Source organism: Emergencia sp. (assembly GCF_048465375.1).
GTDB lineage: Bacteria > Bacillota > Clostridia > Peptostreptococcales > Anaerovoracaceae > Senimuribacter.
The window spans coordinates 98,100-122,904 of the sequence record NZ_DBFWLQ010000008.1; the positions used below are offsets into that span (position 1 = coordinate 98,100).

Genomic DNA, 24,805 nt, shown 5'->3' on the forward strand with positions numbered 1-24,805 from the left:
GCATTTCTATCAAGACAATATCCCTCCTTGATGACTGAATCATTTGAAAGTTCAAACAAAATATGCTATAATTTAAATGTATTCTAAACATATTAGAGTAATTCCTCGAAATACTTTAATGTTAAATTGATGGTTGCATAATCATCGCATATCAATAAATCACATTATCATAAGTTAGGAGGTACCCTAATTGAACAAATATCTATCTTTAATTTTCTTATACAACCGAGCGGGCTATAAAAAACTCCTGCTTCTTGTGGGAGCCATTCCGCTGAGTTTTCTAGCAATTTTTCTTTTAAGGATTGGCAATCCTTATGAGGCAAGTTCCTATATGCTTATGGAACGCGCTTTCGGAGGTGTATGGGCTGTCCTGCTATTTATCGCTGTAAATCTGATGGGGCTGATGACTGTGGTCAATTCGTTAAATGGAAAAAAAGCCCTAAAAGCAACTCATGCAACGATTGGATACACAATGAGAAGATTGAATCTGTCACCGATTTCATCTTTCCTCACAATTTTCTTTTACTATCTTGTCATGATTCTTATATTCTGGGGTGTGGCAATCGCTTCTTTATACGCGATTGGAAAGATGGGGCTGACCATGGCAGGTGCCGCCGATATCAGCACTAAGCTGGCCCTGGGTCTGTTAAGGACGGAAATAGGCCATGCCTTGATTCCTATTGCACATCCAACCATCATCCTCTTTAATATTATTGCCGTACTAGCCCTGGCAGGCGAATGTGCCAGATCATGCTATTTTGGCTGGCATAATGGAAAACAATCAGCAGGCGTGGCTTTGGTAATCGCGCCCATGTTTCTTATCTGGACCTATCTCTCAGAAAACAGTTATATCCTCATGGCCATTCTGCTTCTCACTTTTTACGCTGCCTTTTCCTTCGGGGATGTGATTTCCAGAGAGAAACGCCCCAAAGGTGATCCATTTATGGTTAATAAGTACATAGGAATCATGGACATGGACAGTACAGAATTTGATGACAACGTCCGGCTTGAAGTCACCAATGCAGCTGAAACCTATGACCCATCCCTCCTGCAGCGATATGGGCGGTCATCGGAAAATAGTGAGAAAAAAGGTCTGAAGAAGCTGAATCCGGTCTGGCTGAGGCGCAGATTCATGCCGCTGGGAATCAACCTGGAAAGAACCAATTTCTTCTTCGGCGTGTGCATCCTCATAGGGATTGCCGAGCATTTGTTGTTCTTTGGCAGATATCTCATGCAGCTGGATGTGATAAAGGAAAGCATCAAAGGGGTGACGATAGATTCCAGCGTGAGGATGCCATACTTTTGGGATCTGCAAGAACACGCTTATTACGGTTACATCGCAGCTATTCTGCTGATGATTTTTCTTCAGGCATATTGGAATTATGAATACTACAATAAGGAGACGAAGAGCGTATATGTTATGAAAAGACTGCCAAATAGAAAAGAGTATCCAAGGACGATCTGGGTAACCCCTGTCATACAGGCACTTTTTATTGCCATGATCATGGTTCTGCATACCGCTGTTGATTTCGCAGTGTATGTTCTCGGAACACCGGAAATTGCACTTCAACCGGACTATTTATCACACATTTTACCATTTTACAACTAGCGCCTAGCCCCTCGTGGAGCTGGTCGCCTGCGTGCCAGGGAGCATCTTGAACGGGGATCTGCCAGCAGTATAACTAACCAAAGCAAAGATTTGGGGCAGAACCATTATACGACTTAATCCATCCAAGAGAGCGGTATTGAATGCGCACCTCTCTTGGGGATTCAAAGCATAAGGCCTTCCATCAATTTCTTACAGAAATTGTGGCAAGCGCCATTAGGAGGAGGAAACATGATTGAGTTAAAAAATGTATCTAAGAAATATAAAGATAAGGTTGCCCTTGCAGAATGCAACCTTCAAATCCCCAAGGGGCAGGTCATCGGTCTCTTTGGCGCTAACGGAGCAGGCAAGACCACATTGATGAAATGCATCATGGGATTCCTGACCTTCGAAGGCGAAATCACATTGGATGGAAAAAAGATCGACGGAAGCAATATCTCCAGGCTGTCTTTTGCAACCGGCGACCATTCTTTCTTTCCATCTATTACAGCAGAGGACCACAGGTTATTTTACAAGATGCAATTCCCCCTGTTTAACGAAAAGAGGTATGAAGCTCTGATGGAATTCTTTGCATTGCCGACGAAGAAGAAGATCAGTGAGTTCAGTTTGGGAATGCAGAATCAGTTTGAAGTGGTACTGGCAATCAGCCAGGGGGCTGATTACATATTCATGGATGAACCTTTCGCCGGCAACGACGTATTTAATAGAGAAGACTTTTATAAAGTTTTGATAGACGTTGTAAATGAAGACGAGACAGTCATCATTTCCACCCATCTGATCGAGGAGATCGCCGACTACATAGACAGAGCAATCCTCATAAGGAAGAGTGAAATTATAGACGACTTGAGCGTGGACGACATAGAGAAGTCTGGCAGATCACTCATCGAAATTGTAAAGGAAAAATATGATTACAGGTCAGACCGGATCAGAAAGGCTGTAGATCAAATGAAGTAATAAGGAGAGTCATCTATTATGAAAAAATCTATTATTATATTTGTGACAGTGGCAGTCCTCTCGGTTGGGATGACTGTTTACGGCTGGACTTTCGTGGACAGCCAGGTCGGCGAAGTCACGCTGACGGAAGAGACGATCACGGGAAACAGGGACGTCGCGGACGGACTTGCGGTCGGCTTCAGGTCTGATTCGGCGGATAGCCTTCATTGGATCAGTCGCTTCGATTATGGTGCAGACCAAACGGAATCATCTTTTAAACGGGGAGAAATGGCTAAAACTGTTGACCCCCTGCTTTATGACAATATCCGTTTCACGGGCTGGTCCACAGCGCCTTACTGCACGCAGCTGAAATATGACATGTTTGAAGGAGTACAGGATAAGAAAATCCATGCTTTTTATAATCAGATTCAGCAGACGGTTGTGAAGGACGGCTCTACAGAAGAAGGAAAGATCAGACTTAAAGATTATCTCGATTTTTATCCTGCAAGCTTCCGATTCCAATTTGGCACCAAGATTTACAATTCAGATAATGCCCTGACAGGCTTGAAAGTTTATGATGAGCGGAATATGCTTTCTTCAGAAAGTGGGATGTTCGACTATGATGTCGAGGTGGAGCTGTATACAGCCTTGAACAACCTATTCAAAATTCCTGTCATCAAGAATGAATACCAGGAATACAAGGTTTCAAAAATAGAGGACTATGATTACAAGCAGGCTTTAGGTTATAAGACAGAGATTGAAAAACCTTCAGGTGTGGGGGAAGATTTTTATGAGTTTGATCCCATCATCGCACTCCAGGAGGAGAATCTCAAAGACGGCAAGAAGTGGGTTCATCCGGATCTTGCCGCTAACCTGTCCAATAAAGACAACGATTCTGACGAATCCCATGCAGGGAAGACGGCATCCGATTACGGTCTGAAGAACAGGATACTTTTTGCTGTCAATAATAGGACGGCGAAGGGCACCCCTGTGGACGTTTCCCAAATCAGCGACGGTTATGGCGTGTATGAACTTCCCATCGATGCAAAAGCTACTGCAACGGTAACAATGGGCAGAAGAAGCGCGACGGTAGCCAATCCGAAGCCTCTAAGCGATGAAATTGCGATGGTCTATCCGTTGGATGAAAAGGCTGAATATGTAGAAATGAGCTTGTCGGAGGACCACAGATATCTGGCTATTTTCTCGGTGAAAAACGGGGCTTACCTGGTAGATCTGATTGATGCAGATACCTGGACGTCCAAAGGACCGTCCCGAGTATTTCCAGCCTCAGAAAAAATGACATATGCCTGGGGTGAGGACGGAAGCCTGGCAATGACAAACCATGAGGGGTATGTGGCAGTTTTTACCAGAACCGGGAACGAGAACAAACCATATGAAATTCTCTACAGCGGAAAGGTTCCAAGTGGCTTTGATAAAGCATTTTTTGATACAGAGATGGTCACTAAAAAGCGTTCCTATGCTAAGTATCAATATGGTATTGACGAAGGGCTGTCTATTGCAGCAAAAGACGGTAAGGTTGCTTTCGTTCAAAACGCGCTGATAGGCGATTCGCAATTCGATATCAGGAATGCAGCGCTTGAATGTGCCGTTATAGACAAAAGCGGAGTGATCTACAGGGGCAGATTAAAAAGCAATATAGTAGACTTAGAATACGATATGAGCGCGGATGAACTTCAGATGATAAGAGACCTTCGAGACGGCACTGAAAACGGCATAATGAAGAAATACATGATAGAACCTGTTAGAAACGAAAATTGGATTAAATGGGATGATCCAGCAAAATAAGACGATATTTCCTATGTTATAGCAGAAAGGGCCGCTGCATCATCGCAGCGACCCTTTGATGTATAAAAAGTGAACGATATTCAGTCCTAGAGATGCAAAATATTTACCGCAGAACCAAAACAAATGACATCCCCTCTTCTTCTTTCTGCGCAAAGATTTCGCCATCCATCTTGTGCATGATTTCCCTGCAGATGTACAGCCCGAGACCATTTCCCTTTTTACCGCTGCTATTGGTCCCGCGAAAGAAGCTCTCAAAGATATGGTTAAAATCGTTATCACTGACCGGTTCGCCTGTGTTAAATACGCGAATGAGCTGACAATAATCTTCTTCATAAAACTCCACTTTAATGCGGCGGCCGTCTCCGTATTTAAAGGCATTTTCAAAGAGGTTTTCGAGGATCTCCCACAGCCTGTCCATATCACCGCGAAGCAGTAAGTTCTCATAAGGACCTATCTCAAAATCAACCATCCGCAAAGCGCATTTCTCCCGATAAGTGGCAGAAATCTTTTTTACCAAGTCAGCAAGGTAGAACTCGCCCATATTGATTGGAATATCTAAAACATCATCTTTAGACGCTTTCATGATTTCTTCCACATATTTTTCAATTTCTAATGTCTTTTCTCCAATCTGATGGGCTGCGTGTTTTTTCTCTTCTTCCCCGTGATATACATCCTTCTCTAAGGCTTTTGCGTATAAGCTGATTGTACTTAAAGGTGTTTTAATATCATGGGACAATGACAGCAGCAGCTGCTTTTTCTGTTTCATCAGATCCAGTTCTCTCTTTCTAGTGACGTCCAGCGTATCCTGCAGCTGACTGATACCCCAGATAAAACGGCCAAAAAAACGGCTCTTTTCTTCCTTGATCTCTGTCTTCAAATGCCCTTTAGCCAGTTCGCCGGGCAGTTCGCTCATCCGATAAAATGGGGCAATCAGTTTATATTTCAGATAGAGCAACACCCCCAGACTAGAAATAAACAAAATGCCTAAAGCAGATTCCATCAGCAAGAACCCTTTCATAGAATCGTCCTTAGACGATACATATTCAAAACGAAGAAAGCCATGCGCTTTGCCGTCTTTATAGGCGGGCATAATTTCAATCTGATTGCGGCCCTTCTCCTGAAAGAAATCTTCATATCTCTGTTCCGAAGCATCGGGTTCTAAATAGACAACCTTTTTTATGTATCGATACTCACGCAAATCAAGCTTATCCAAATTCTTCTCTTCAGATAAGCTCTTTCTGATGCGGTTGATTTCAACCTTATATTCTTTGTCGTTTGTCCTTTCAGCCTTTAAAAATATGCCTCCAGCTAAGACAGCCAGTATCATATATAGTATGACAGAAAAGGCCAGCATCCGGTTATACTTTTTCATAACGATACCCCACTCCCCATACCGTCAATATTCTCTGCGGATTTTTCGGCTCAGCCTCAATCTTGGTGCGAAGTCTTTTGATATGGACCGTCAAGGTCTGATTTTCGCTGAAGCTGTCCGCGCCCCACACCTGATTGAAGAGGAAGTCCTTGTGCAGTGTTCTGCCCGCATTCTCCACCAGCAAAACCAACAGCTCATATTCTTTCACATTCAGTTCCACCGGCCGATTGTCTAAGTAGACCTGCCTGGCGCTCCGATCGATGGTAATTCCACCGGATACCAGGCGGCTGTCTGCCGGCTCTTTGTCATAAGTCCGTTGAATGAGCGCTTTCACCTTGACTGCCAAAACTTCCGGATCGATGGGTTTTTCCATATAGTCGTCTGCACCCAAGCCAAAACCGTTGAGTTTGTCTGCCTTCTCACCTCTGGCACTGAGAATCAAAATCGGCAGGTTCCCCTCCTCCCTGACGGCGCGGCAGACGGCAAAGCCATCCATTCCCGGCAGCATGATATCCAGGAGCAGCACTTTTACCTGCTGCTCCTGCAAATAGTTCATTGCTTCTTCTCCAGTTGTAACGTGGTGCACACTGCAGCCTTCCTTTTTCAGGAATGCTGTTATCAACTCAGCCAGTTCCACATGATCTTCCACCAGTAAAACGTCTTTCATTTTTTTACCATCCTAATTTGATCAGCCATTCGTTGAGTTTACGTTCTCTGACTGCATCTCCTTCTATCTTGCTCCACTTTCCCAGGGCAAACTCATCTCTGATATCACCATCCTCAATATAGAGCACCCGTTCGCATTTTGACGCTACTTTCATATCATGTGTGACCAGTAAAATGCTGGTGCCCTCTTCATTGATGTGATTCAATTCTTCCATCACTTCTATAGAGTTCTGCTTATTCAGAGCACCCGTAGGCTCATCTGCAAAGATGATTTTCGGGTTATTAATCATGCTGCGGCAGATACACGCCCGCTGCAGCTGCCCGCCTGATACCTCATTGATATCGTTATCAGCCACCTCGCTGATGGAAAGCTTCTGCATCAAAAGCTTCGCCCGTTCATTGATAGCCCTTCTGCCTTCCTTCGTCTTTCCCTCCGGCGACTGATATGCTGGTATAATTATATTATCATAAACGGACAGATTTTTCAGCATATACATCTGCTGGAATACAAAGCCCATCTCCGTCAATCGGAGCTTGCTCATATCATCTCCTTTTAATGATGTCAAATCTCTGCCATAAAAATTCACTTTTCCTGTTGTCGCATCGTCCATGCCGCTGACAGTATAGAGAAGCGTAGTCTTTCCTGAGCCGGAAGGCCCCATAATAGCCACCATTTCGCCAGCACTGATCTCCAGATTCACATTTCGCAGTACGTTGTTCTGGCGTTTATTTACAATATAGGTCTTACATAAATTTGATACCTTTAAAGTTCCCATAACATTTCCTTTCCATTCTTTTATTCCAGATTGTTTAATTCCTGTATGTTAATTCGTTTCACACTTCTAGCCGCGATGACAGTGGCTGCGATGATACCCAGCAGCAGAACCAACGGATAAACGCCGTATACCTGCCATGGGACAACCTGAATTTTCACTTCAGCGCCCATGATTGCAAAAATCGGTTTCAACACAAATTGATTGCTGAGAAGGGACAGCGGCACGGCGGCAATCATAGAGCAGACGGCAACACTGACCATGCGGACCACCTGCCAGAAACCAATACTGCGGTCACTGAAGCCTACACTCTTGAGCATGGCGATCTCCCCTTTTTCACGGACAATAAAGAGTTTTTCCATTAATAAAGTGATGAGCATGATGACAGCACAGAGTAAAATCGTCATCGGGATTTTCATGGACTGCAGTGTTTTCTGTATGCCGCCCACGTTGCGATCTATGACATCCTGCGCGCTGTTCCACTCATAAGCCGGCAGGTCTTTTTTCAGCTCTGCCGCTAACTCCTTTTGACTCAAGTCTGTTTCCGCATGCACAGCGATGTTCCAGTAATCTGCCAGCATTTCTTTGCCGAGGTCAAAGGCAGGATTCATTCTGGCGCTTTCTCCCACCTGCATATAATCTGTATATAACCCGGTGATGATGAAGCTGTGCTTTCCATCGTGCAGACTGGTTTCAATGGTATCTCCGATATTCCAGCCGTTTTTCTCCGACATTTTCTTAGAAACAGCAATTTCATTGGACAACTTTGGCGCACTGCCCTCGTCATAGGTCAGGAAATCATTTTCAGATCCTACAATCTGCAATGTCATCAAATTGCTGTCCGCCTTCTTGCCCTGGGAACCAAATTTTAAGAAGTAAAAGACTACTGCCGAAAGCTGCGCATCATACCCTTTTTCTTTCAGCTCCTCCTCTACGCGAGCCATGCCACGCTGTACGTCATCTTCTTTCTCATACCGCTCCTCCCCTTTGGCCTCAATTTTGCGGACATAAGCAGCCGCTTCGGGGTTCAAGGCAAATTTCAATGCCATTTCTTCACTCTGCATGGTGTTCAAGGTGTTCAGCGGAATGGTGATTAATATAAAGCTGATACAGAAAGTGATCATCAATACCAGATACCGCCTCACATGGCTGACCATGTCGTTCATTCCCAAGAAAACCGGTACCCCTATTTTACCGCGGCTGTGCAGGCGCAATCCCGCCCGGCGTTTGTATCTCTCTCCGGTCTGCCCCCCTCTGATGGCAGTAATAGCAGAGACTTTATTCAGCTTTCTCGTGCAGAAGTAACAAAAGGCCATGACCAGCACAATCACCAGTGCAGTACAGATAAAGTTCACCCATAGATTCGCTTTACTGTCCTCCATAATCATATTGACGCTGACAGATTGAATCATCGTCCTGCTGACTGGAACACTCATGATAAGGCCGATCAGTGAACCACAAGTGACCAGAGTCAGATATTTAGCCAAATAAATTTTTTTAATCTGAAAATCTCGAAAACCGGTGGCCTTCATGATGCCGATTTCCCGATAATCCTCTTCCATGGTGAATACCAGTGTAAATCGCAGCACTAACAGTGCAATGAGGATCAGACAGATTCCGATGAGAATCAAAAGCGCCGCCATCAACATGTCAAAGGAGTAGATCATTTTGTAGGTATCTTTCGTCACTGCGTTGGTCATGGTATTAAAACTGAGCTGATTCAGCTGCTCTACAAATTCTTCCGCATTATCGGTCTCCACGTCATAGCGAATGAAGGCCGCCGCCTCATTGCTGCCAGATAGTTCATCTAAATCCTTTTGATTGACGACCAGTCGGATCATTCCCACCATATCGTTGCCAAAGGCCGCGTCCTTGATGTTCTCTTTGACGACGAAATTCTTTTCTATGGTCCCTGCCCGAAGCGTCAGAGTATCCCCGATCTCCAGTTTGTTCCTGTCCAGAGCTGCTTTCGTCATTGCAATCTCACCTTTTCCAAGGTTCAATGGGTTTCCATCCTGATCAAAGACCTTGCAGTATTTTTCTGAGACAGATCCCAGATAAATATCAGAGCCACCCGTACGGAACGATTTGCGCTGCCCATCTATCTCGCAAGAAACGTCTTTATCTCCCATGGTCATCATGGTACTTTTCCCATATTTTCTGAGGTCTCCTTTACCGCTCTGAAGCCAGCTGTCAACCTGCTCTTCCTCCTCCGTGCCAACAATGTTGAAATAGACGTCTGGCACATTGGCATAGTCCATATAATAATCCACCGCTGGCGCCACGACCAGAATGTTGTTGACACTGCTGGCCAAAAATACCGTGGCAATCGTGATAAATAAGAACAGGATCAGGTTGACGCCTTTCCTCTTCTTCAGGTCTTTCTTTAATATATTACCTAACATAATGTAAATCCTTTCCTCGTTTCCGATTGTGCGTTCAGTATAGCAAGTGAATTATTAAAAAATCCTTAAATCATCATAACTTTTATAATTTATCAGTCCCATTGACAAAGTACATCAAGTGTACTATCATGTAAATAGTACATCTACTTTACTAATTAAGAATAGGAGTCCTATTATGGATAGAATGATCGAATCATCAAAGCAGGTATCTCTCTTTTGCAGACTCAATCTCAATAGACCGCGAGAATTACCAATCCGCTCTAGTGAAATGGGCATGCTGATTTATCTTGTAAAAACAGATGAAATGAAAACCCCGAATGCAGCAGCCCGTTTTTTCAAGGTTACAAAAGCGATGGCAACGAATATGGTTACGTCCCTGTTGTCCAACGGGTACATCGAGAAAAGACAATTGGAAACAGACAGGCGCAGCTATGAACTGATCCCCACTGCAAAAGCAGTCCGTTTAGTAGAAGACACCTACAAAGATTATTTTAAGACAATGTCTTTACTGGAAGCAAAACTAGGGGAAGAGAAATTTGATGCGCTCATCTGCCTGCTCACGGCAGCAAATGAAATCTTATTGGAGGAAAAAAGCGATGAGTAGAATTTTAATTACAGGGGCGTCTGGCAATGTCGGAAGGTATGTTGCACAATATGCGCACAAAAATGGGCAGGAAATTACCGTGGCCGGAACTCATACAGAGACATTGGCGGAGATGTTTGACAGCACCGCAAAAGTCGCTTACTTTGATTTCACTGATCCTTCTACGTTTAAGACCGCTTTGGAAAACGTCGACAGAGTATTTATCATGCGTCCCCCACATTTAGGGAAGCCTGAAGATTTGAAACCTTTTGTAGATGCGCTGAAAGAGCAAGGCGGCATACGGCTTGTCAGCTTCTTATCTCTGCTCGGGGTGGAAAAAAATCCGGTTCCTCCTCACCACAAAATCGAAAAATACATTGAACAGGCAGGTCTGCCATTTTGTCACATCCGACCTAGTTTTTTCATGCAAAACATCAGCGGCGTTCACGCCTTTGAAATCAAACACTTTAACAGAATTGTGGTGCCAGTTAAGAACGCCTTGACCAGCTTTGTTGATGCGGAGGACATCGGCGAAATCACGGCTAAAGTGTTGAGCGAACCAGAGTTACACCAAAATAGAGGGTATTCCATAACAGGTCCCGCCGCCATTGATTATTGGCAAGTTGCAAGAATCCTGTCCGAGGAATTAGGCCGAGAGATTATATATACCAACCCTAAACCTGCCTTTGCAAAAAAATACTGGATGTATGTCAGGGGGATGGAAAAAGAATACTGCACTGTCATGGGAATGCTCTATATGATGACACGTTTTGGAGCAGCGAAAAAAGTAACGACTGCCTTTGAACAAGTCATGGGAAAGAAGCCGCAGACGTTCCAGCAGTTTGTAAAAAAGAACGCCGCTTGTTGGGAATAACAAAAAAATGGGCGATTTTATTCGCCCAAAGCCATGATGATTTTCGGAACCAGCTGCTTCTTTCTCGAAACCATTCCCGGTAATCTGATGATGTGTTCACTCTCATAGGTTTCATCATATTCTCCGCCAAAGACATCCAGAATAAGCTGTCTAGCGCCGCTGCCGGCGCAAATCAATCCTGTGGTCTCTGTCAAAATGTTAGTCAGCATGAAGAACATCATATCCATTTCGTGACGTTCCCGGGCTTTTTCCATAAAAGGCACCATATCCTCCTGCAATGCTTCCAGTTCACTGCGGTTCGTAGCAATCAGCTGACCAACGCCAAAGGAGACATTTCCCGCTGTGAAGCGTTTAAAATCTTGATAAAAAATTTCTTCTATTGATTTGCCTTTTAAATTGCTGCCCGCAGCAAACATATCTTCTGCAAACTCTTCCGGATCTATCCCAGCTATTCCTGCCAGGTCCATTGCCGCCTGTCTGTCAATTTCAGTGCAGGTCGGGGAGCGGAATAGTAAAGTATCTGATATGATTGCGCTGCACAAAAGCCCTGCTGTCAGTCGATCTATATCGATGTTCATTTCGTGATACATCTGATAAATGATGGTCGAAGTACAGCCCAGCGGCTGATTGCGGAAAAAGACCGGTGAAATGGTCTCCACTGCGCCAATGCGGTGATGATCGATAATTTCTTTGATTTCTGCGTGTTCAATGCCTTCCACCGTCTGATTTTTTTCATTGTGGTCTACCAAAATAACTGGTTTACCCTTAGCTCCCAGCAGATTCCGCCGAGAAATCATCCCCATATACTTTCCATCTTCATCGATGATTGGAAAATCCCGATGCCTTTTACTGGCCATAACGTCCTTGACCTCATCGATATAATCCGTATCCTCAAAAGCGATCAAGTGCTCTGTGCGCATGAAAAACTCCACTGGAATGCTTTGATTGATGAGACGAGCGACAGTAAAAGCGTCATAAGGCGTCGATATAATGGTGCAGCCTCTCGCCTGCGCCAGTTTTCTGATGGTAAGGGAAACGGGCGCACCCTCACATACGATGATACAGGCCGCCTCCATTTCTATGGCGCAGAGCTGGGATTCGTAACGATTCCCCAAAATCACCAGATCTCCCTTCTCTATAAAACTCTCCATCATGTCAGGATTGGCCGCCGCAATCAGAACTTTCCCTTGATGAAAAAATTTCGTGCCGTCGCCGACCACGGTACTCCCCTTCAAGGTGTCAATAATATTGGAATACTGCGTATTGGCCTTAGACAAGATATCACTGTCGTAAACGTTCATATAAGACTTGGCGATATCCCCCACGGTAATCAGTCCCTCCAGAACGGCACCCTCTGAAACTACCGGGATCGTGTAGATATCGTGTTCCTGCATCATGTTCCAAGCCAGTTTAATAGACAGATTTTTGCAGACGCCTTTGGTCTTGCGAATCTCGATATCCTTCACCTGGGTAGTGATGTTTTCAATCAGCTGCGGCGCTGGTACATCAAAATACTCCAGTACAAACTTCGTCTCTTCATTGATATGTCCCGCCCTGGCCGGTTCATAATTTTTCCCGTCAATCCGATGTTTCAGATTGGCATAACAAATTGCCGAACAAATAGAATCCGTGTCTGGGTTCTTGTGCCCGATGACATAAGTCGTTTCATATTCTTGCAATCACCTTGCCCCCTCTTTCATTAAACTTGTGTCCATTCTACACTGATTTTCGGGCAAAATCAATCAAGCGAAAGTATTATTTCGTTTTTTAGGCAGCAGAAAGGGACAACATAAGCGCCCAATTTATTCCAGAATATTCAAAAAACTATTAACGTATCCTCCATTCTGTGTTAAAATAAGATTATAAAGCCAATATGTCAAAGCTATATATACCATCTAAATTATATGATAATATAGTGGCTCTGTACAAAACAGCAGGAGGTGATATTTTGACAAAGATGATTTCAGGGGGAACCGCCTTTGGCGGCGTACCAATAGGCATTCTCGTTTTAAACGCCAGATACCCATTGATGCCCGGCAACATGGCCCATGCGGCCTCTTTTGACTTTCCGGTCCGCTACAAAGTCGTCAATCTGCCCACCGGTTGGTGGCAGGACTTAAACGAAGAAAAGTATCAGACCTTTATTCGAGCAGCAAAGGAACTGCAGGGCGAAGGGGTACGAGCCATCACCACCGGCTGCGGATTATTCGTGGTCTGGCAGACGCGGGCAGCCGAGGAACTGGACATTCCTATATGCACCTCTCCCCTGCTGATGGCCCCGATGATTTCCAAAATCATCGGAAGACAGAAAAAGCTGGGAATCATCACCGCGGCAGGCCGCCGTCTCAAAGAACCACATTTTTTAGAAACCAGCGGCATTGACGATACCATACCCTTTGTGATAGGGGAACTGGATACTTGTTCAGAATTTATGGATTGCATCCGCCTGCAAAGAAAATCCGAAATGGATGCAGTCCGCTTTCGGGAGCAAGTGGTACACATTGCAGAGGATATGATGGCAAAAGAGCCTGCAATTGGCGCTTTCTTGTTGGAGTGCAGTGATATTCCGCCATTTGCAGCCGCAATTTCAGAAGTGACTGGGCTGCCAGTCTTTGACTTTGTCGCTTTAACAAATTTATTGTATCGCGCACTTGTTCCCAGAATGTATTGACAGAACCGAAAGGAGAGGGATTATGGATTATGGAATTTTAGCAGTTTTACCGCCAGTCGTGGCTATTTTGCTGGCATTTATAGCAAAAAATGCGATTGTGGCACTTTTTGCTGCAGTCATCATCGGTTATATGATTCTCTACGGTTTAGAGCCGATGGTGGTACTCGACCAAATACTGAACGGCATCATCGCCGCATTTTCAGATCGCTGGGCGGTTATTGTCATTATCAGCATCGCCTTAGCTTTTGGCATGTCTCGTCTGATTGAAAAGTCAGGCGGCGGCCGCGGCCTCGTGGAATTTCTCACAGAAAAACACAGAATCATCAAAGGGAAAAAGGGCTCCTGTTTTCTGACCTGGTTAATCGGACTGATTTTATACACCAATACCACCCTCAGCGTCATCTTGACTGGTGTTGTCATGAAGCCCCTCAACGACAGATTAAAGGTTTCTCATGAAAAACAGGCATTTATCATCAAAGTTACCGGTCCGCCCGTCTGCGGACTGATACCCCTCGGACAGTGGGGCGGCATCCTCTTTGGCTTGATTACAGCGGCAGAAATCGCTAACCCTTCCAAGGTCATGCTGCAGGTATCCGCACTGAATTTTTACTGTATTCTAGCGGTATTTTCTTCTCTAGTGCTCATTTGGCTGGGAAAAGATTTTGGCGGTTTGAAAAAAGCCGAAGCGCGAGCAGAAAAATTCGGACTTTTGGATAATCCTAATCACGGAAATACAGTCTTGGAGGAACTGCCTGAAGAAATCATCGAATTGGCAGAACAGGCCGAAGAAGAAGTTGAAAAAAGCACCAGCGCCGCTTTCGTATTTGTACCGGCAATCGCCTCTATTGTCATTGCCATCGGCTATATGTTCTACAGCGGCGGCGGCAATATGCTCAACGGTGATGCCATCGGCGGCATTTTCTGCGCCATGGTTTTATCATCTTTGATCTGCATCATCATGAACATGGCATCAAAGAAGTTCAGATTCAATGAAGTCATCGATATCTTTATCAATGGCATGGGTGAATCCATGCAGATTTTAATCATTCTCATCGCCGCTGTCGTGCTGGGAGATGTGATTTCCGACCTGGGTACAGGAACATATCTGGCAAATTTGTTTTCCGGTATCATGTCGCCGTCTTTATTGCCTGCCATCTTATTCTTCATCACCAGCTTGATCGGTTTTGCTACTGGTTCAGCCATGGGAAATGTATCTACCATGATGCCCATCGCTATTCCATGGTCCATCGCCGCAGGTGCAAATCTGCCCCTCTGCATTGCTGCCGTTTGGGGTGCTGCTTTCTTCGGCGATCACATATCGCCAATATCCGATACGACTTACATGACCTGCGGTATCGTCGGCTGTGACGTGCACGACCACATTAAGACGGTCATGCCATATGGCCTGATCTGGTGTGGGATTTCCCTGGTATGCTATGTGATTGCAGGATTTATTTTATAAATAAATCCTGCATCAAACTGTTATAATAAATAATGTTAAAAGACAATGCCAGCTTGTGTGTAGAGAGCTAAACTTTCCTCAGCCATTCTTAAATCGTGGGACTGGGTTGCAGCCGCGCAGGAGAACCGATCTGATGCAGACACCTGGCCCCGCGTCCGTAAAGACCCATTTTGCAATAGAAGTACACAACAAACTGTCAGGCAGCGTCTTATTTTAATACACTTTTCGACAATATCTTTGCGTCGCAGCTTTCCAGAACATCCTCATCGGCGGCCATGATATAAAAGAAAATGCTGGTATCCCAGTCTGCAAAATATTTTCCGTAAAGCCTTCCTCTCATACTGACGGGGGCAAAGGAGTCCATCCCATAGTCTTCCGGTACATAAGCACAACTGCCATACTGCAAATAAGATCTTTGGAAACCCTCAGGGCGGTGGATGACTCCATTAGTAATAAGGCTTGCATCCACTCTGGTCCAGCCACTACTGCCCCCATAATCCACATTTTTACGAACCGATTGAATTTTCCAATCGAAGAGCTGCTGCCTCGACCCAATCCCCAAGTGAGTTAGCACTAGCCTTTGAAAGTCAAACTGTGGAACCTGTGAAGTGGCTTCAAGATCTAGACTGCCATCAGCAGAGAATCCATAAGGTCTGCCCTCTGCGGTACGACCCGAAACCAAGTAAGCGCCATAAAAACTATTATAGTATGGTGACTGGGGATTATAGAGATCGCTGCATCCTTTGAAAACGTCAAAAGCCGGAAAGTTATAGAGAATGGTCAGTTCCAACGGGTTTTCCATTTCGTAGGGCAGTTCTCCATCCTTTTCCCTAATAAATTGGCGGAATCCTGCGCTGTCGTTAAAGGTCATGACAAATGGATACCAATCTTTCTCTTCTGTTGTTCCGCCGCCGGGGATTTCCAAAGAGATTCCTTTTTTCTCCATCAGGCTGTCTCTTTCGTGAAGGCCGCTATAAATCTTCATCACCGCCAGACTGATTGGATAACGGGATAGCGGCAGACATAAAAAAACAAATAGAACTGCAAAAATGGCCCCTGTTATAAATAATTTCCTTTTCATCTCTTCTCCTTTTTATTTTTTACGACTTATGTTATGCTCCTATTGGCCTCTGCCCTTGATATTTTGCATACAAAATGCTATAATATTATGTTGATTTTTTCATGAATTTAAAGTCTCTTTTGGGACATTTACATATATTTCAAGGAGGTTCCATATGACAACCGACAACTATACCAGTCCCCTTTCAGAAAGATACCCGAGTAAAGAGATGCAGTTTCTCTTTTCTCCTGATATGAAGTTCAGAACCTGGAGACGGCTTTGGATCGCCCTTGCCGAGTCCGAAAAAGAATTAGGACTTTCCATCACAGAGGCGCAGATCGACCAACTGAAGCAGCACCAGGACGACATCAACTACGATGTGGCAAAAGCGAGAGAAAAAGAAGTCAGACACGACGTCATGAGCCACGTCTACGCCTACGGCCAGCAATGCCCCGATGCAAAAGGCATCATCCATCTTGGAGCCACTTCCTGCTACGTCGGCGATAATACCGATATCATCATCATGAGCGAAGCCTTGCGCCTAATCAGAAAAAAGCTGATCAACACCATCGCTTCCTTGTCCAAATTTGCAGAAGAATACAAGGAACTGCCTACATTGGCATACACCCATTATCAGGCTGCACAGCCCACCACCGTGGGGAAAAGAGCTACCTTGTGGCTTCATGACCTGGTCATGGACTTAGAAGATCTGGACTATGTCCTCCAGTCCCTGAGACTGCTGGGTTCAAAGGGCACTACCGGCACCCAGGCATCCTTCTTAGAACTCTTCGAAGGCGATCACGAAAAGTGCCGCATTCTAGATCAGAAAATTGCAGAAAAGATGGGGTTTGAAGGCTGCTATCCCGTATCCGGACAGACCTACAGCCGGAAGGTGGACAGCAGAGTGCTGAACGTGCTGGCAGGCATCGCCCAATCAGCCCACAAGTTCTCCAACGACATCAGACTGTTACAGCACATGAAGGAAGTAGAAGAACCTTTTGAAAAGCATCAGATTGGTTCCTCCGCCATGGCATACAAGAGAAACCCGATGCGTTCTGAACGCATGGCTTCCCTGGCAAATTATGTGATGAGCGATGCCATGAATCCACAGATTACCGCAGCGACCCAGTGGTTTGAAAGAACCCTGGACGATTCAGCAAACAAGAGGATTTCCGTCAGCGAAGCCTTCCTGGCTGCCGACGGCATTCTAGAACTATATATCAACGTTGCAGACGGCTTAGTCGTCTATCCAAAGGTCATCGAAGCCCATCTGATGGCAGAACTGCCGTTCATGGCAACAGAGAACATCATGATGGATGCCGTCAAAATGGGGGGCGACAGACAGGAACTTCACGAACGCATCCGCCTGCACTCCATGGATGCGGGCAAAGTCGTGAAAGAGCAGGGTAAGCCAAACGATCTCTTAGATCGTATTGCCGCTGACCCGGCTTTTCATATAACAAAAGAGGCTTTACAGAAGGTTTTGAAGCCAGAAAATTATGTTGGAAGATCAATAGAACAGACAACTGAGTTTCTTAACGGGGTCATAAAGCCTATTCTATCAGCCAACGAGGACCAGCTTGGCCTCATGGCTGAAATCAATGTATAACATTCTGCCCAAAAAGCCGCAGGCGATTTGCTTGGCAGAATTTATGTTGAAACTCCCCAGCCTTTGGCTGGCTTGGAGTTTGTCGTATAATCAAGCGCCAAGACAAGCAGAATAGTTATACGTTAGCGAATAGGAGGTAACAAAATGATCAAAGCAATTGTAGGCGCCAACTGGGGCGACGAAGGAAAAGGCAAAATCACAGATACGCTGGCTGAGCATTCTGACATCATCGTCAGATTTCAGGGTGGAAGCAATGCAGGTCATACCATCAAAAACGACTACGGCAAATTTGCTCTGCACATGCTGCCTTCCGGCGTGTTTTATGAACACACTACCAGCGTGCTGGGAAATGGTGTAGCCCTAAACATTCCCTTCCTGATCAAGGAGATCAAATCCCTAGTGGAAGGCGGCGTACCAGCGCCGAAAGTGCTGGTTTCTGACAGAGCACACATCGTCATGCCGTACCACATTCTGTTAGACGAATATGAAGAAGAGCGTTTAGCAGGAAAGTCCTTCGGCTCGACCAAGAGCGGAATCGCACCGTGTTATGCAGATAAGTATGCAAAAATCGGATTTCAAGTCAACGAGTTGTTCATGCCAGAAGCTGTACTGCGCGAAAAATTGGAAAACGTTTGCACACTAAAAAATGTCGTGATAGAAAATCTCTATCACAAGCCCGCTCTCGAGGTAGATGATCTCTATCATACCATGATGGAATATAAAGAGATGATCAAACCTTATGTAGAAAATACTGGCGTTTTCCTGCAGGAAGCCATCAAAGACGGCAGGAACATTCTGCTGGAAGGCCAGCTAGGCGCACTGAAAGATACTGATCACGGCATCTATCCTATGGTGACCTCCTCATCTACACTCGCTGCTTTCGGCGCAGTGGGAGCAGGCATCCCGCCATACGAAATCAAAGAAGTCACTACAGTAGTCAAGGCATACTCTTCTGCCGTCGGCGCTGGCGCTTTTGTCAGCGAAATTTTCGGAGAGGACGCAGATGAGCTGAGACGCCGTGGAGGAGACGGCGGAGAATTTGGTGCTACCACAGGCAGACCTCGCCGTGTAGGCTGGTTCGATGCCGTGGCAACCAGATACGGCTGCAAAATGCAGGGTACCACAGAAGTGGCTTTGACAGTCATCGATCCCCTGGGTTATCTGGACGAAATTCCCATTTGTGTTGGATATGAAATCAATGGGAAAGAACACCAGGATTTCCCTAACACTACCTACCTCTACCAGGCAAAGCCGATTCTGAAGAAACTGCCCGGCTGGAAAAGTGATGTCAGCGGCATCCGGAAATGGGAAGCGCTTCCGCAGGAATGTCAGGAGTATGTAAACGAAATAGAAAGACAGATCGGTTTTCCAATCACCCTAGTATCCAATGGTCCGGGAAGAGAAGATATCATCAGACGCGAACCATTCATATAATTTTAAAGAAAGAAGGTATTGTACAGCCATGTATAAAGAAGCAATCAGACCCGTTTGGGCAGAAATTAATTTAAGCAATCTGGACTACAACATCAAAAGTATCAAGGAAAAGGTTGGCGCGGATAAGCAAATTATCGGCGTTATCAAAGCTGACGGTTACGGCCACGGCAGTGTCATGTGTGCAAATGTGCTCAGAGAAAACGGAGTGAAGACATTTGCCGTTGCAACCCTCCAAGAGGTCATCACCCTGAGAAATGCTGGTGCAAAAGAAGAAATCATCATGCTGGGTCTTACACCGGACATGTATGCCGACGTGATTGCAGAGTACGATATCACACCGGTCGTATGCGATTCTACCAATGCAAAAGCAATCAGTGATGCTGCTGCAAAGGCCGGCAAAACTGTTTTCGGTCTGGTTGCAGTCGACACCGGAATGGGCAGAATCGGCTATCTGGCGGATGAAATCGAAACCTCCGTCGAAGATATCAAGAAAATTGCCGCGCTGCCAAATTTCAAAATTAAGGGTATGTTCTCCCATATGTCCACTGCTGACGCTGCCGATAAGACTTATTCTCACGAGCAGGAGGCCAAGTACAATGCTTTCTACGAGGCACTGACAAAGGCAGGTATTCACATTCCGATGAAAACCCTTGCCAACAGCGCTTCTATCATGGAACTGCCTAGTATCTACTTCGATGCAGTTCGTCCGGGAATCATTCTCTACGGATGTTATCCTTCAAACGAAGTCGACAAAAAACAGCTTTCCATCAAGCCGGTTATGTCTATCAAGGCAAACATTATTCATCTGAAAGATGTACCAGAAAACTTCTCCGTAGGCTACGGTAGAAAATACATATCTGAAAAACCTGCCAGAATCGCTACCATTGCCCTTGGTTATGCCGACGGTTATCCTCGTCCATATTCCGCAAAGGCAAAAGTCATAGTAAATGGCGTGGTCTGCCCGATTGCCGGCAACATCTGTATGGATCAGTGCATGATTGACGTTTCAAATGTGCCGAACGTAAAGGTCGGAGATGAGGTCATCGTCATGGGTTCTGATGGTGTCAACACCATCCTGGCCGACGACATCGCAGAAGCTACTGGTACCATCAACTACGAGATCGTATGTGCCTTTGGACAGAGACTGCCCAAGGTCTATGTAAAGTAAAAGTGAGCAAAACAAAATGCCCTGCGGGAATTGCCTCCTGCAAGGGCATTTTTTGGATACTTACTTTTGTCTTTTATCTTTCAGATTCTGCGCATCTTCTTCAGATATTCAGACAGTCCCTGACCATGTAGAAACTTCTCCTATCTTAAGATCGAGAAGCAGCTGTGCAATAGCTTGTTCTTTAAGGGCATCTTTGCTATTCTTTGTCACTACATATCCTCGCTATTTATTCCGACGTTATCGTCAGTCTCTCAAAGGCTGCTTTCGCCTCTTTTTCTCCTGCCAGGCTTCCGATGAGCATGCCCGTGCTGGAATCTTTGATCCAGAGAACAAAATTGGTTTCCGTTCCGGCCTCTCCCTCATACTCATAGAAGAAATATGTATTTCCGTCTTTTTCCCCGTCTTCTAGAATCTTTACTTCTTTCGAATCCTTTAACGTTTGATACTGATCATAACCTTCTTTGGTCATAAACATGCCTTGCAGAATCTCATCCTCTCCTTTTTCAACACGGAAGCGCCCTTTTTCCTGGGCAAAGGAATAGTCGCCAGACGTGTCCATTTCGATTTTGATGTTGTCGCCAGTCTCAACCTTAAAAGTATACGATTTGCTCGAATGGGTTGAACATGCGCTCATCGCCGCTGCCAATAAGACAACTGCAAAAAAGACTGCAATTTTTTTATTTCTTTCCATCTGTTTTCACCTTTTCTCTCTTATATTTGTCTAAATTACCATTATTTTATCATATGGTAAAATTGATGTCATTTCTTTTCTCGTCTAAGTATTTCGAGTAAAACATCCCTTCTCAGGACATACTAACGAAAAATAATTGCTAATTAGAAAGGGGAGACATATGTCACAATTTACATTACCCAGAGATATTTATTTTGGAAGAGGATCTCTGTCCCATTTAAAAGATCTGCAGGGCAAGAAAGCGTTTATCGTCACTGGCGGAGGCTCCATGCAGCGTTTTGGTTTCTTAGGGAAAACAGAAGAATATTTGAAAGAAGCCGGTATGGAGTTAAAGGTCTTTGCCGGAGTTGAACCCGATCCGTCCATTGAAACAGTGAAAAAAGGTGCAGAGGATATGAGGAAATTCAAGCCGGATTGGATTGTTGCCATCGGCGGCGGCTCTCCAATTGATGCTGCAAAGGCGATGTGGATTTTCTACGAATATCCAGATCTCAGCTTTGAAGAGGCAGCTAAACCCTTCGCCCTGCCTACCCTTCGCAAAAAAGCGAAGTTCTGTGCGGTTCCCTCTACTTCCGGCACGGCTACAGAGGTCACAGCTTTTTCTGTCATCACGGATTACGACAGTGGAATCAAATATCCTCTGGCAGATTATAATCTGACACCGGACGTTGCCATCGTAGATCCTGATCTGGCAGAAACCATGCCGCCGTCGCTGGTCGCCTGCACCGGAATGGATGCCTTTACCCACGCCGTTGAAGCTTACGTATCCACAGCCGCCAATGCCTTTACAGATCCGCTGGCACTGCGCGCCATAGAAATGGTCAAGGATAACTTGATTAAGTCCTACAACGGAGATAAATGCGCCAGAGAACAGATGCATTATGCCCAGTGCTTAGCTGGTATGGCCTTTTCCAATGCACTGCTTGGTATCGTCCACTCCATGGCCCACAAAACGGGAGCAGCTTTCCACACAGGCCATGTAGTCCACGGTCTTGCCAATGCTATGTATCTGCCGTATGTAATCACTTACAACGCAGAAGAGCTATCCGCTGCAAAGAGATACGAGGAAATCGCCGACTATCTAAAAATTGAAGGGGATAAAAGAGAGGAAAAAATTCAGAGGCTCTGTCATCTGATCATCAGCCTCAATGAAGCAATGGAAATCCCACATACGCTGAAAGAGGTCGGTATTGAAGAGGAAGAGTTCCTCAATAAGAAAAAAGCCATCGCTGCTAATGCCGTATCTGATGCCTGCACAGGTTCCAATCCAAGAGCCATCGACGATGAAAAGATGGAAAAACTGTTGGAATGCGTTTACTATGGAAGAAAGATAGATTTTTAACTACTTCATGGCTTTCGCCTAACTGGGCTTATACACCTGGTGCGGCGGAAGTCTTTTTTCTGAACTATTATGGAATCGTTTCACTACTTTGTTCGTTATTTCTTCACTTTATCACAGTATATCAATAAAATTCTTACAAAGTTATCAAGAAAGCCAAAACTGGTTATAGGATTTGACCAGATCTCTATGTATAATATTGTCTAGCGAATTTAGTATCAGCAAAGGAGAAGATCAGAATTGGAAAAACTATTTAAATTAAAAGAGCACGGAACCAATGTCAAGACAGAAATCATGGCAGGGATAACAACCTTCGTTTCCATGGTCTACATACTGGCAGTAAATCCTGCCATGCTGGCTGACGCCGGTATGGACAGCGCTGCCGTGTTTACTGCCACAGCAGTGTCCGCTGCAGTCAGCACACTGTTTATGGCTTTCTTTACAAACTATCCCATCGCCCTGGCATCAGGCATGGGCCTCAACGCCTATTTTGCCTATTCCGTCTGTGGGGAACTTGCCGCAGAGGGTATCACCGACCCTTGGCGCGTTGCCTTGGCGGCCGTCTTTGTGGAAGGGATTGTATTCGTCATTCTTTCCTTATGCAATTTTAGAGAGCGGCTCATCAACGATGTGCCGTCAAATTTAAAATACGCCATTACTGCAGGGGTTGGCCTCTTTATAACTTTTATCGGGCTGCAGGGAGCAGGAATCATCGTCAAAAGCGACTCTACGTTGGTGGACATGGGCACCTTCGATTCGCCGGAATTCGCGCTTGCTATCGGCGGTACAATCTTAGTCGCCGTATTATATCGATTCCATGTCAAAGGGTATATCTTAATCGGCATTCTGGCTACCTGGGCTATGGGCATGCTGGCAGAAGCGGCTGGCTGGTATGTACCGAATCCAGAAGCCGGCGTATTCACCCTTTTCCCGGACCTGTCTGCGGGATTTTCCCTTCCGGCAGCACCCAACTTTCTGGCCTTTGATTTCAGCTGGGTCGCTGGAAACGTCATCCATTTTGTCGTCATTACATTTTCATTTTTGTATGTAGATCTCTTTGATACGGTAGGCGGCCTCATCGGTATCGCGTCAAAAGGGGACATGCTGGACGAAGACGGCAATCTGCCAAAGGCAAAGGGTGCACTTTTGGCTGATGCCTGCGGTACCATTGCTGGTGCCGCCCTGGGAACCTCTACCGTAACCAGCTACATTGAATCCAGCGCTGGTGTCGTCAATGGAGGAAGAACCGGTCTTACTTCTGTAACCACAGCCATCCTCTTCTTTGCCGCTCTGCTGTTTTCACCAGTATTTCTGGCAATCCCATCTTTTGCTACGGCTCCCGCCTTGGTCTGGGTAGGCCTTTTGATGATGGACTGTGTCAAGAAGATTGATTTTGAGGGCGATATCGCCGATGTAGTCAGTGGATTCTTTGCTATGATTATGATGCCTTTCACCTATTCAGTGGCTAACGGCATTATGTTCGGAATCCTCACCTGGGTTTTCCTCAAACTGATTACAGGCAAAATAAAGGAGATCCCGCCTGTCATGTGGATCTCCAGTGTTCTATTTGTACTGAGAATCATCACCCTGGTCGTTTAGACTAAATTGCTGTTCCTATGGAGTCATTTTGGTGACGGCGGTTCCTCCGTTTTCCGTGATAAAGACTGAGCAGACAGACTGCCAGAATCAGGAGGACGCTGCCGCCAAAAACAGCAGCAATGCGGACAGCCGTATCTACGAAGAAAGGTTCGGGAACAATATTGATCAGAAGATCTTCCCTGGGGTTCAAGAGCCAGAGATCATTATCAAAGAAAATCTCATGAAAGATGGTAAATGCCCTTGTAAAATCCGTCGCTGCTACGGCAGCGATCAGGCAGAGCGCAGAGAAAAACACCCCTGTACAGGTGCACATGGCGCGGGGAAGAATCGCGGATAACCGCCCTTTTAGAAGATGCAGCAGACCTGCACTGCACACTACAATCAGCAGGCAGATTCGCCGCAAAGCCAGTCCGCCGAGAAACAGATTTTTTACGTCGACCATGTGATCCAATTCCCTTTGACTGAAAAAAGTCCTCCATGCGCCGTCAACTCTGGTGACCACCTGAAGATCCTCTCTCTTATCTTTCAGATAATCCATCATCACGTCTGTAACATGAAGAAGGTCGTCCATTTCCATATTGACTTCGTCAGTCACCTCGTATTTATCATATTCACGTTCAAAATAATCCGGAGACCAATACAGCACTGCTTCTATGGATGTAACCAGCAGTACCAGGATGATGCTCATCGAAAAAAACAATCCCAATAAAAAATGTAAAACTCTCATCTGTTTGCTCCTTTTGAGGAAAGTATA

Annotated in this window: 20 protein-coding genes; 12 read left to right on the forward strand and 8 right to left on the reverse strand. The window is 45.4% G+C overall.

All coding sequences use genetic code 11. The annotated features are described in order from the left end of the window. Positions 1–190: 190 nt before the first annotated feature. From ACMQ5W_RS06755 to ACMQ5W_RS06765, 3 genes are all read left to right on the forward strand, one after another. Positions 191–1,609, forward strand: a complete 1,419-nt coding sequence (locus ACMQ5W_RS06755; RefSeq protein ID WP_419024392.1) for a hypothetical protein — start codon at positions 191–193, stop codon at positions 1,607–1,609. Positions 1,610–1,837: 228 nt separating this feature from the next. Next, positions 1,838–2,560 carry an ABC transporter ATP-binding protein gene (locus ACMQ5W_RS06760; protein WP_419024394.1) on the forward strand — a complete coding sequence of 241 codons (723 nt, stop codon included), beginning with the start codon at positions 1,838–1,840 and terminating at the stop codon, positions 2,558–2,560. 18 nt (positions 2,561–2,578) lie between these two features. Continuing rightward, entirely contained in the window at positions 2,579–4,345 is a 1,767-nt protein-coding gene (locus ACMQ5W_RS06765; protein ID WP_419024396.1) for a hypothetical protein, read from the forward strand. Between the two features lie 103 nt (positions 4,346–4,448). Here the strand turns inward: ACMQ5W_RS06765 and ACMQ5W_RS06770 are convergent, their stop codons facing one another. From ACMQ5W_RS06770 to ACMQ5W_RS06785, 4 genes are read right to left on the reverse strand one after another with little or no spacing between them, the layout of a single operon-like run. Continuing rightward, a complete protein-coding gene (locus ACMQ5W_RS06770; RefSeq protein WP_419024398.1) occupies positions 4,449–5,717 on the reverse strand; it encodes a sensor histidine kinase in 1,269 nt (422 codons plus the stop codon). Next, positions 5,704–6,384, reverse strand: coding sequence for a response regulator transcription factor (locus tag ACMQ5W_RS06775; RefSeq protein WP_419024400.1), 681 nt, complete (start codon positions 6,382–6,384; stop codon positions 5,704–5,706). Before ACMQ5W_RS06775 ends, ACMQ5W_RS06770 begins: the two co-directional genes overlap by 14 nt. Before the next feature lie 4 nt (positions 6,385–6,388). Then, positions 6,389–7,159: an ABC transporter ATP-binding protein gene (locus ACMQ5W_RS06780; protein ID WP_419024402.1), complete on the reverse strand. Its 771-nt coding sequence runs from the start codon at positions 7,157–7,159 to the stop codon at positions 6,389–6,391. 20 nt (positions 7,160–7,179) lie between these two features. After that, complete coding sequence (locus ACMQ5W_RS06785; protein WP_419024404.1) at positions 7,180–9,561, reverse strand: FtsX-like permease family protein; 2,382 nt, start codon at positions 9,559–9,561, stop codon at positions 7,180–7,182. A 175-nt stretch (positions 9,562–9,736) separates the two neighbouring features. Between ACMQ5W_RS06785 and ACMQ5W_RS06790 the strand changes: the two genes are divergently transcribed. Then, on the forward strand, positions 9,737–10,165 hold the full coding sequence (locus tag ACMQ5W_RS06790; protein ID WP_419024406.1) for a MarR family winged helix-turn-helix transcriptional regulator: 429 nt from the start codon (positions 9,737–9,739) through the stop codon (positions 10,163–10,165). After that, positions 10,158–11,018 (forward strand): NmrA family NAD(P)-binding protein, encoded by an 861-nt coding sequence (locus ACMQ5W_RS06795; RefSeq protein WP_419024408.1) that lies wholly within the window; start codon positions 10,158–10,160, stop codon positions 11,016–11,018. Before ACMQ5W_RS06790 ends, ACMQ5W_RS06795 begins: the two co-directional genes overlap by 8 nt. A 17-nt stretch (positions 11,019–11,035) precedes the next feature. Here the strand turns inward: ACMQ5W_RS06795 and ACMQ5W_RS06800 are convergent, their stop codons facing one another. Next, positions 11,036–12,697, reverse strand: a complete 1,662-nt coding sequence (locus ACMQ5W_RS06800) for a putative manganese-dependent inorganic diphosphatase (protein WP_419024410.1) — start codon at positions 12,695–12,697, stop codon at positions 11,036–11,038. 269 nt (positions 12,698–12,966) lie between these two features. Between ACMQ5W_RS06800 and ACMQ5W_RS06805 the strand changes: the two genes are divergently transcribed. Next, on the forward strand, positions 12,967–13,689 hold the full coding sequence (locus ACMQ5W_RS06805; protein WP_419024412.1) for a hypothetical protein: 723 nt from the start codon (positions 12,967–12,969) through the stop codon (positions 13,687–13,689). 22 nt (positions 13,690–13,711) lie between these two features. Then, complete coding sequence (locus tag ACMQ5W_RS06810) at positions 13,712–15,151, forward strand: Na+/H+ antiporter NhaC family protein (RefSeq protein WP_419024414.1); 1,440 nt, start codon at positions 13,712–13,714, stop codon at positions 15,149–15,151. A gap of 208 nt (positions 15,152–15,359) precedes the next feature. On the opposite strand, the gene ACMQ5W_RS06815 is transcribed toward ACMQ5W_RS06810, so the two are convergent. After that, positions 15,360–16,232 carry a hypothetical protein gene (locus tag ACMQ5W_RS06815; RefSeq protein ID WP_419024416.1) on the reverse strand — a complete coding sequence of 291 codons (873 nt, stop codon included), beginning with the start codon at positions 16,230–16,232 and terminating at the stop codon, positions 15,360–15,362. Between the two features lie 154 nt (positions 16,233–16,386). On the opposite strand from ACMQ5W_RS06815, the gene purB reads away from it, so the two are divergent. From purB to alr, 3 genes are all read left to right on the forward strand, one after another. Beyond that, the gene (gene purB / locus ACMQ5W_RS06820) at positions 16,387–17,820 is read left to right on the forward strand and encodes an adenylosuccinate lyase (RefSeq protein ID WP_419024417.1); all 1,434 of its coding nucleotides are present in this window, start codon (positions 16,387–16,389) and stop codon (positions 17,818–17,820) included. Positions 17,821–17,964: 144 nt separating this feature from the next. After that, positions 17,965–19,254 carry an adenylosuccinate synthase gene (locus tag ACMQ5W_RS06825; protein WP_419024419.1) on the forward strand — a complete coding sequence of 430 codons (1,290 nt, stop codon included), beginning with the start codon at positions 17,965–17,967 and terminating at the stop codon, positions 19,252–19,254. 28 nt (positions 19,255–19,282) lie between these two features. Further along, positions 19,283–20,422: an alanine racemase gene (alr, locus tag ACMQ5W_RS06830; RefSeq protein ID WP_419024421.1), complete on the forward strand. Its 1,140-nt coding sequence runs from the start codon at positions 19,283–19,285 to the stop codon at positions 20,420–20,422. Positions 20,423–20,648: 226 nt separating this feature from the next. Here alr and ACMQ5W_RS06835 read toward each other — a convergent pair whose 3' ends face one another. Then, on the reverse strand, positions 20,649–21,113 hold the full coding sequence (locus tag ACMQ5W_RS06835; protein ID WP_419024423.1) for a hypothetical protein: 465 nt from the start codon (positions 21,111–21,113) through the stop codon (positions 20,649–20,651). 160 nt (positions 21,114–21,273) lie between these two features. On the opposite strand from ACMQ5W_RS06835, the gene ACMQ5W_RS06840 reads away from it, so the two are divergent. Both ACMQ5W_RS06840 and ACMQ5W_RS06845 read left to right on the forward strand, forming a co-directional pair. Next, entirely contained in the window at positions 21,274–22,455 is a 1,182-nt protein-coding gene (locus tag ACMQ5W_RS06840) for an iron-containing alcohol dehydrogenase (protein WP_419024425.1), read from the forward strand. 237 nt (positions 22,456–22,692) lie between these two features. Next, positions 22,693–24,051, forward strand: coding sequence for an NCS2 family permease (locus ACMQ5W_RS06845; protein WP_148490606.1), 1,359 nt, complete (start codon positions 22,693–22,695; stop codon positions 24,049–24,051). Between the two features lies 1 nt (position 24,052). On the opposite strand, the gene ACMQ5W_RS06850 is transcribed toward ACMQ5W_RS06845, so the two are convergent. Continuing rightward, the gene (locus ACMQ5W_RS06850) at positions 24,053–24,778 is read right to left on the reverse strand and encodes a TIGR01906 family membrane protein (RefSeq protein WP_419024427.1); all 726 of its coding nucleotides are present in this window, start codon (positions 24,776–24,778) and stop codon (positions 24,053–24,055) included. Positions 24,779–24,805 lie beyond the last annotated feature (27 nt).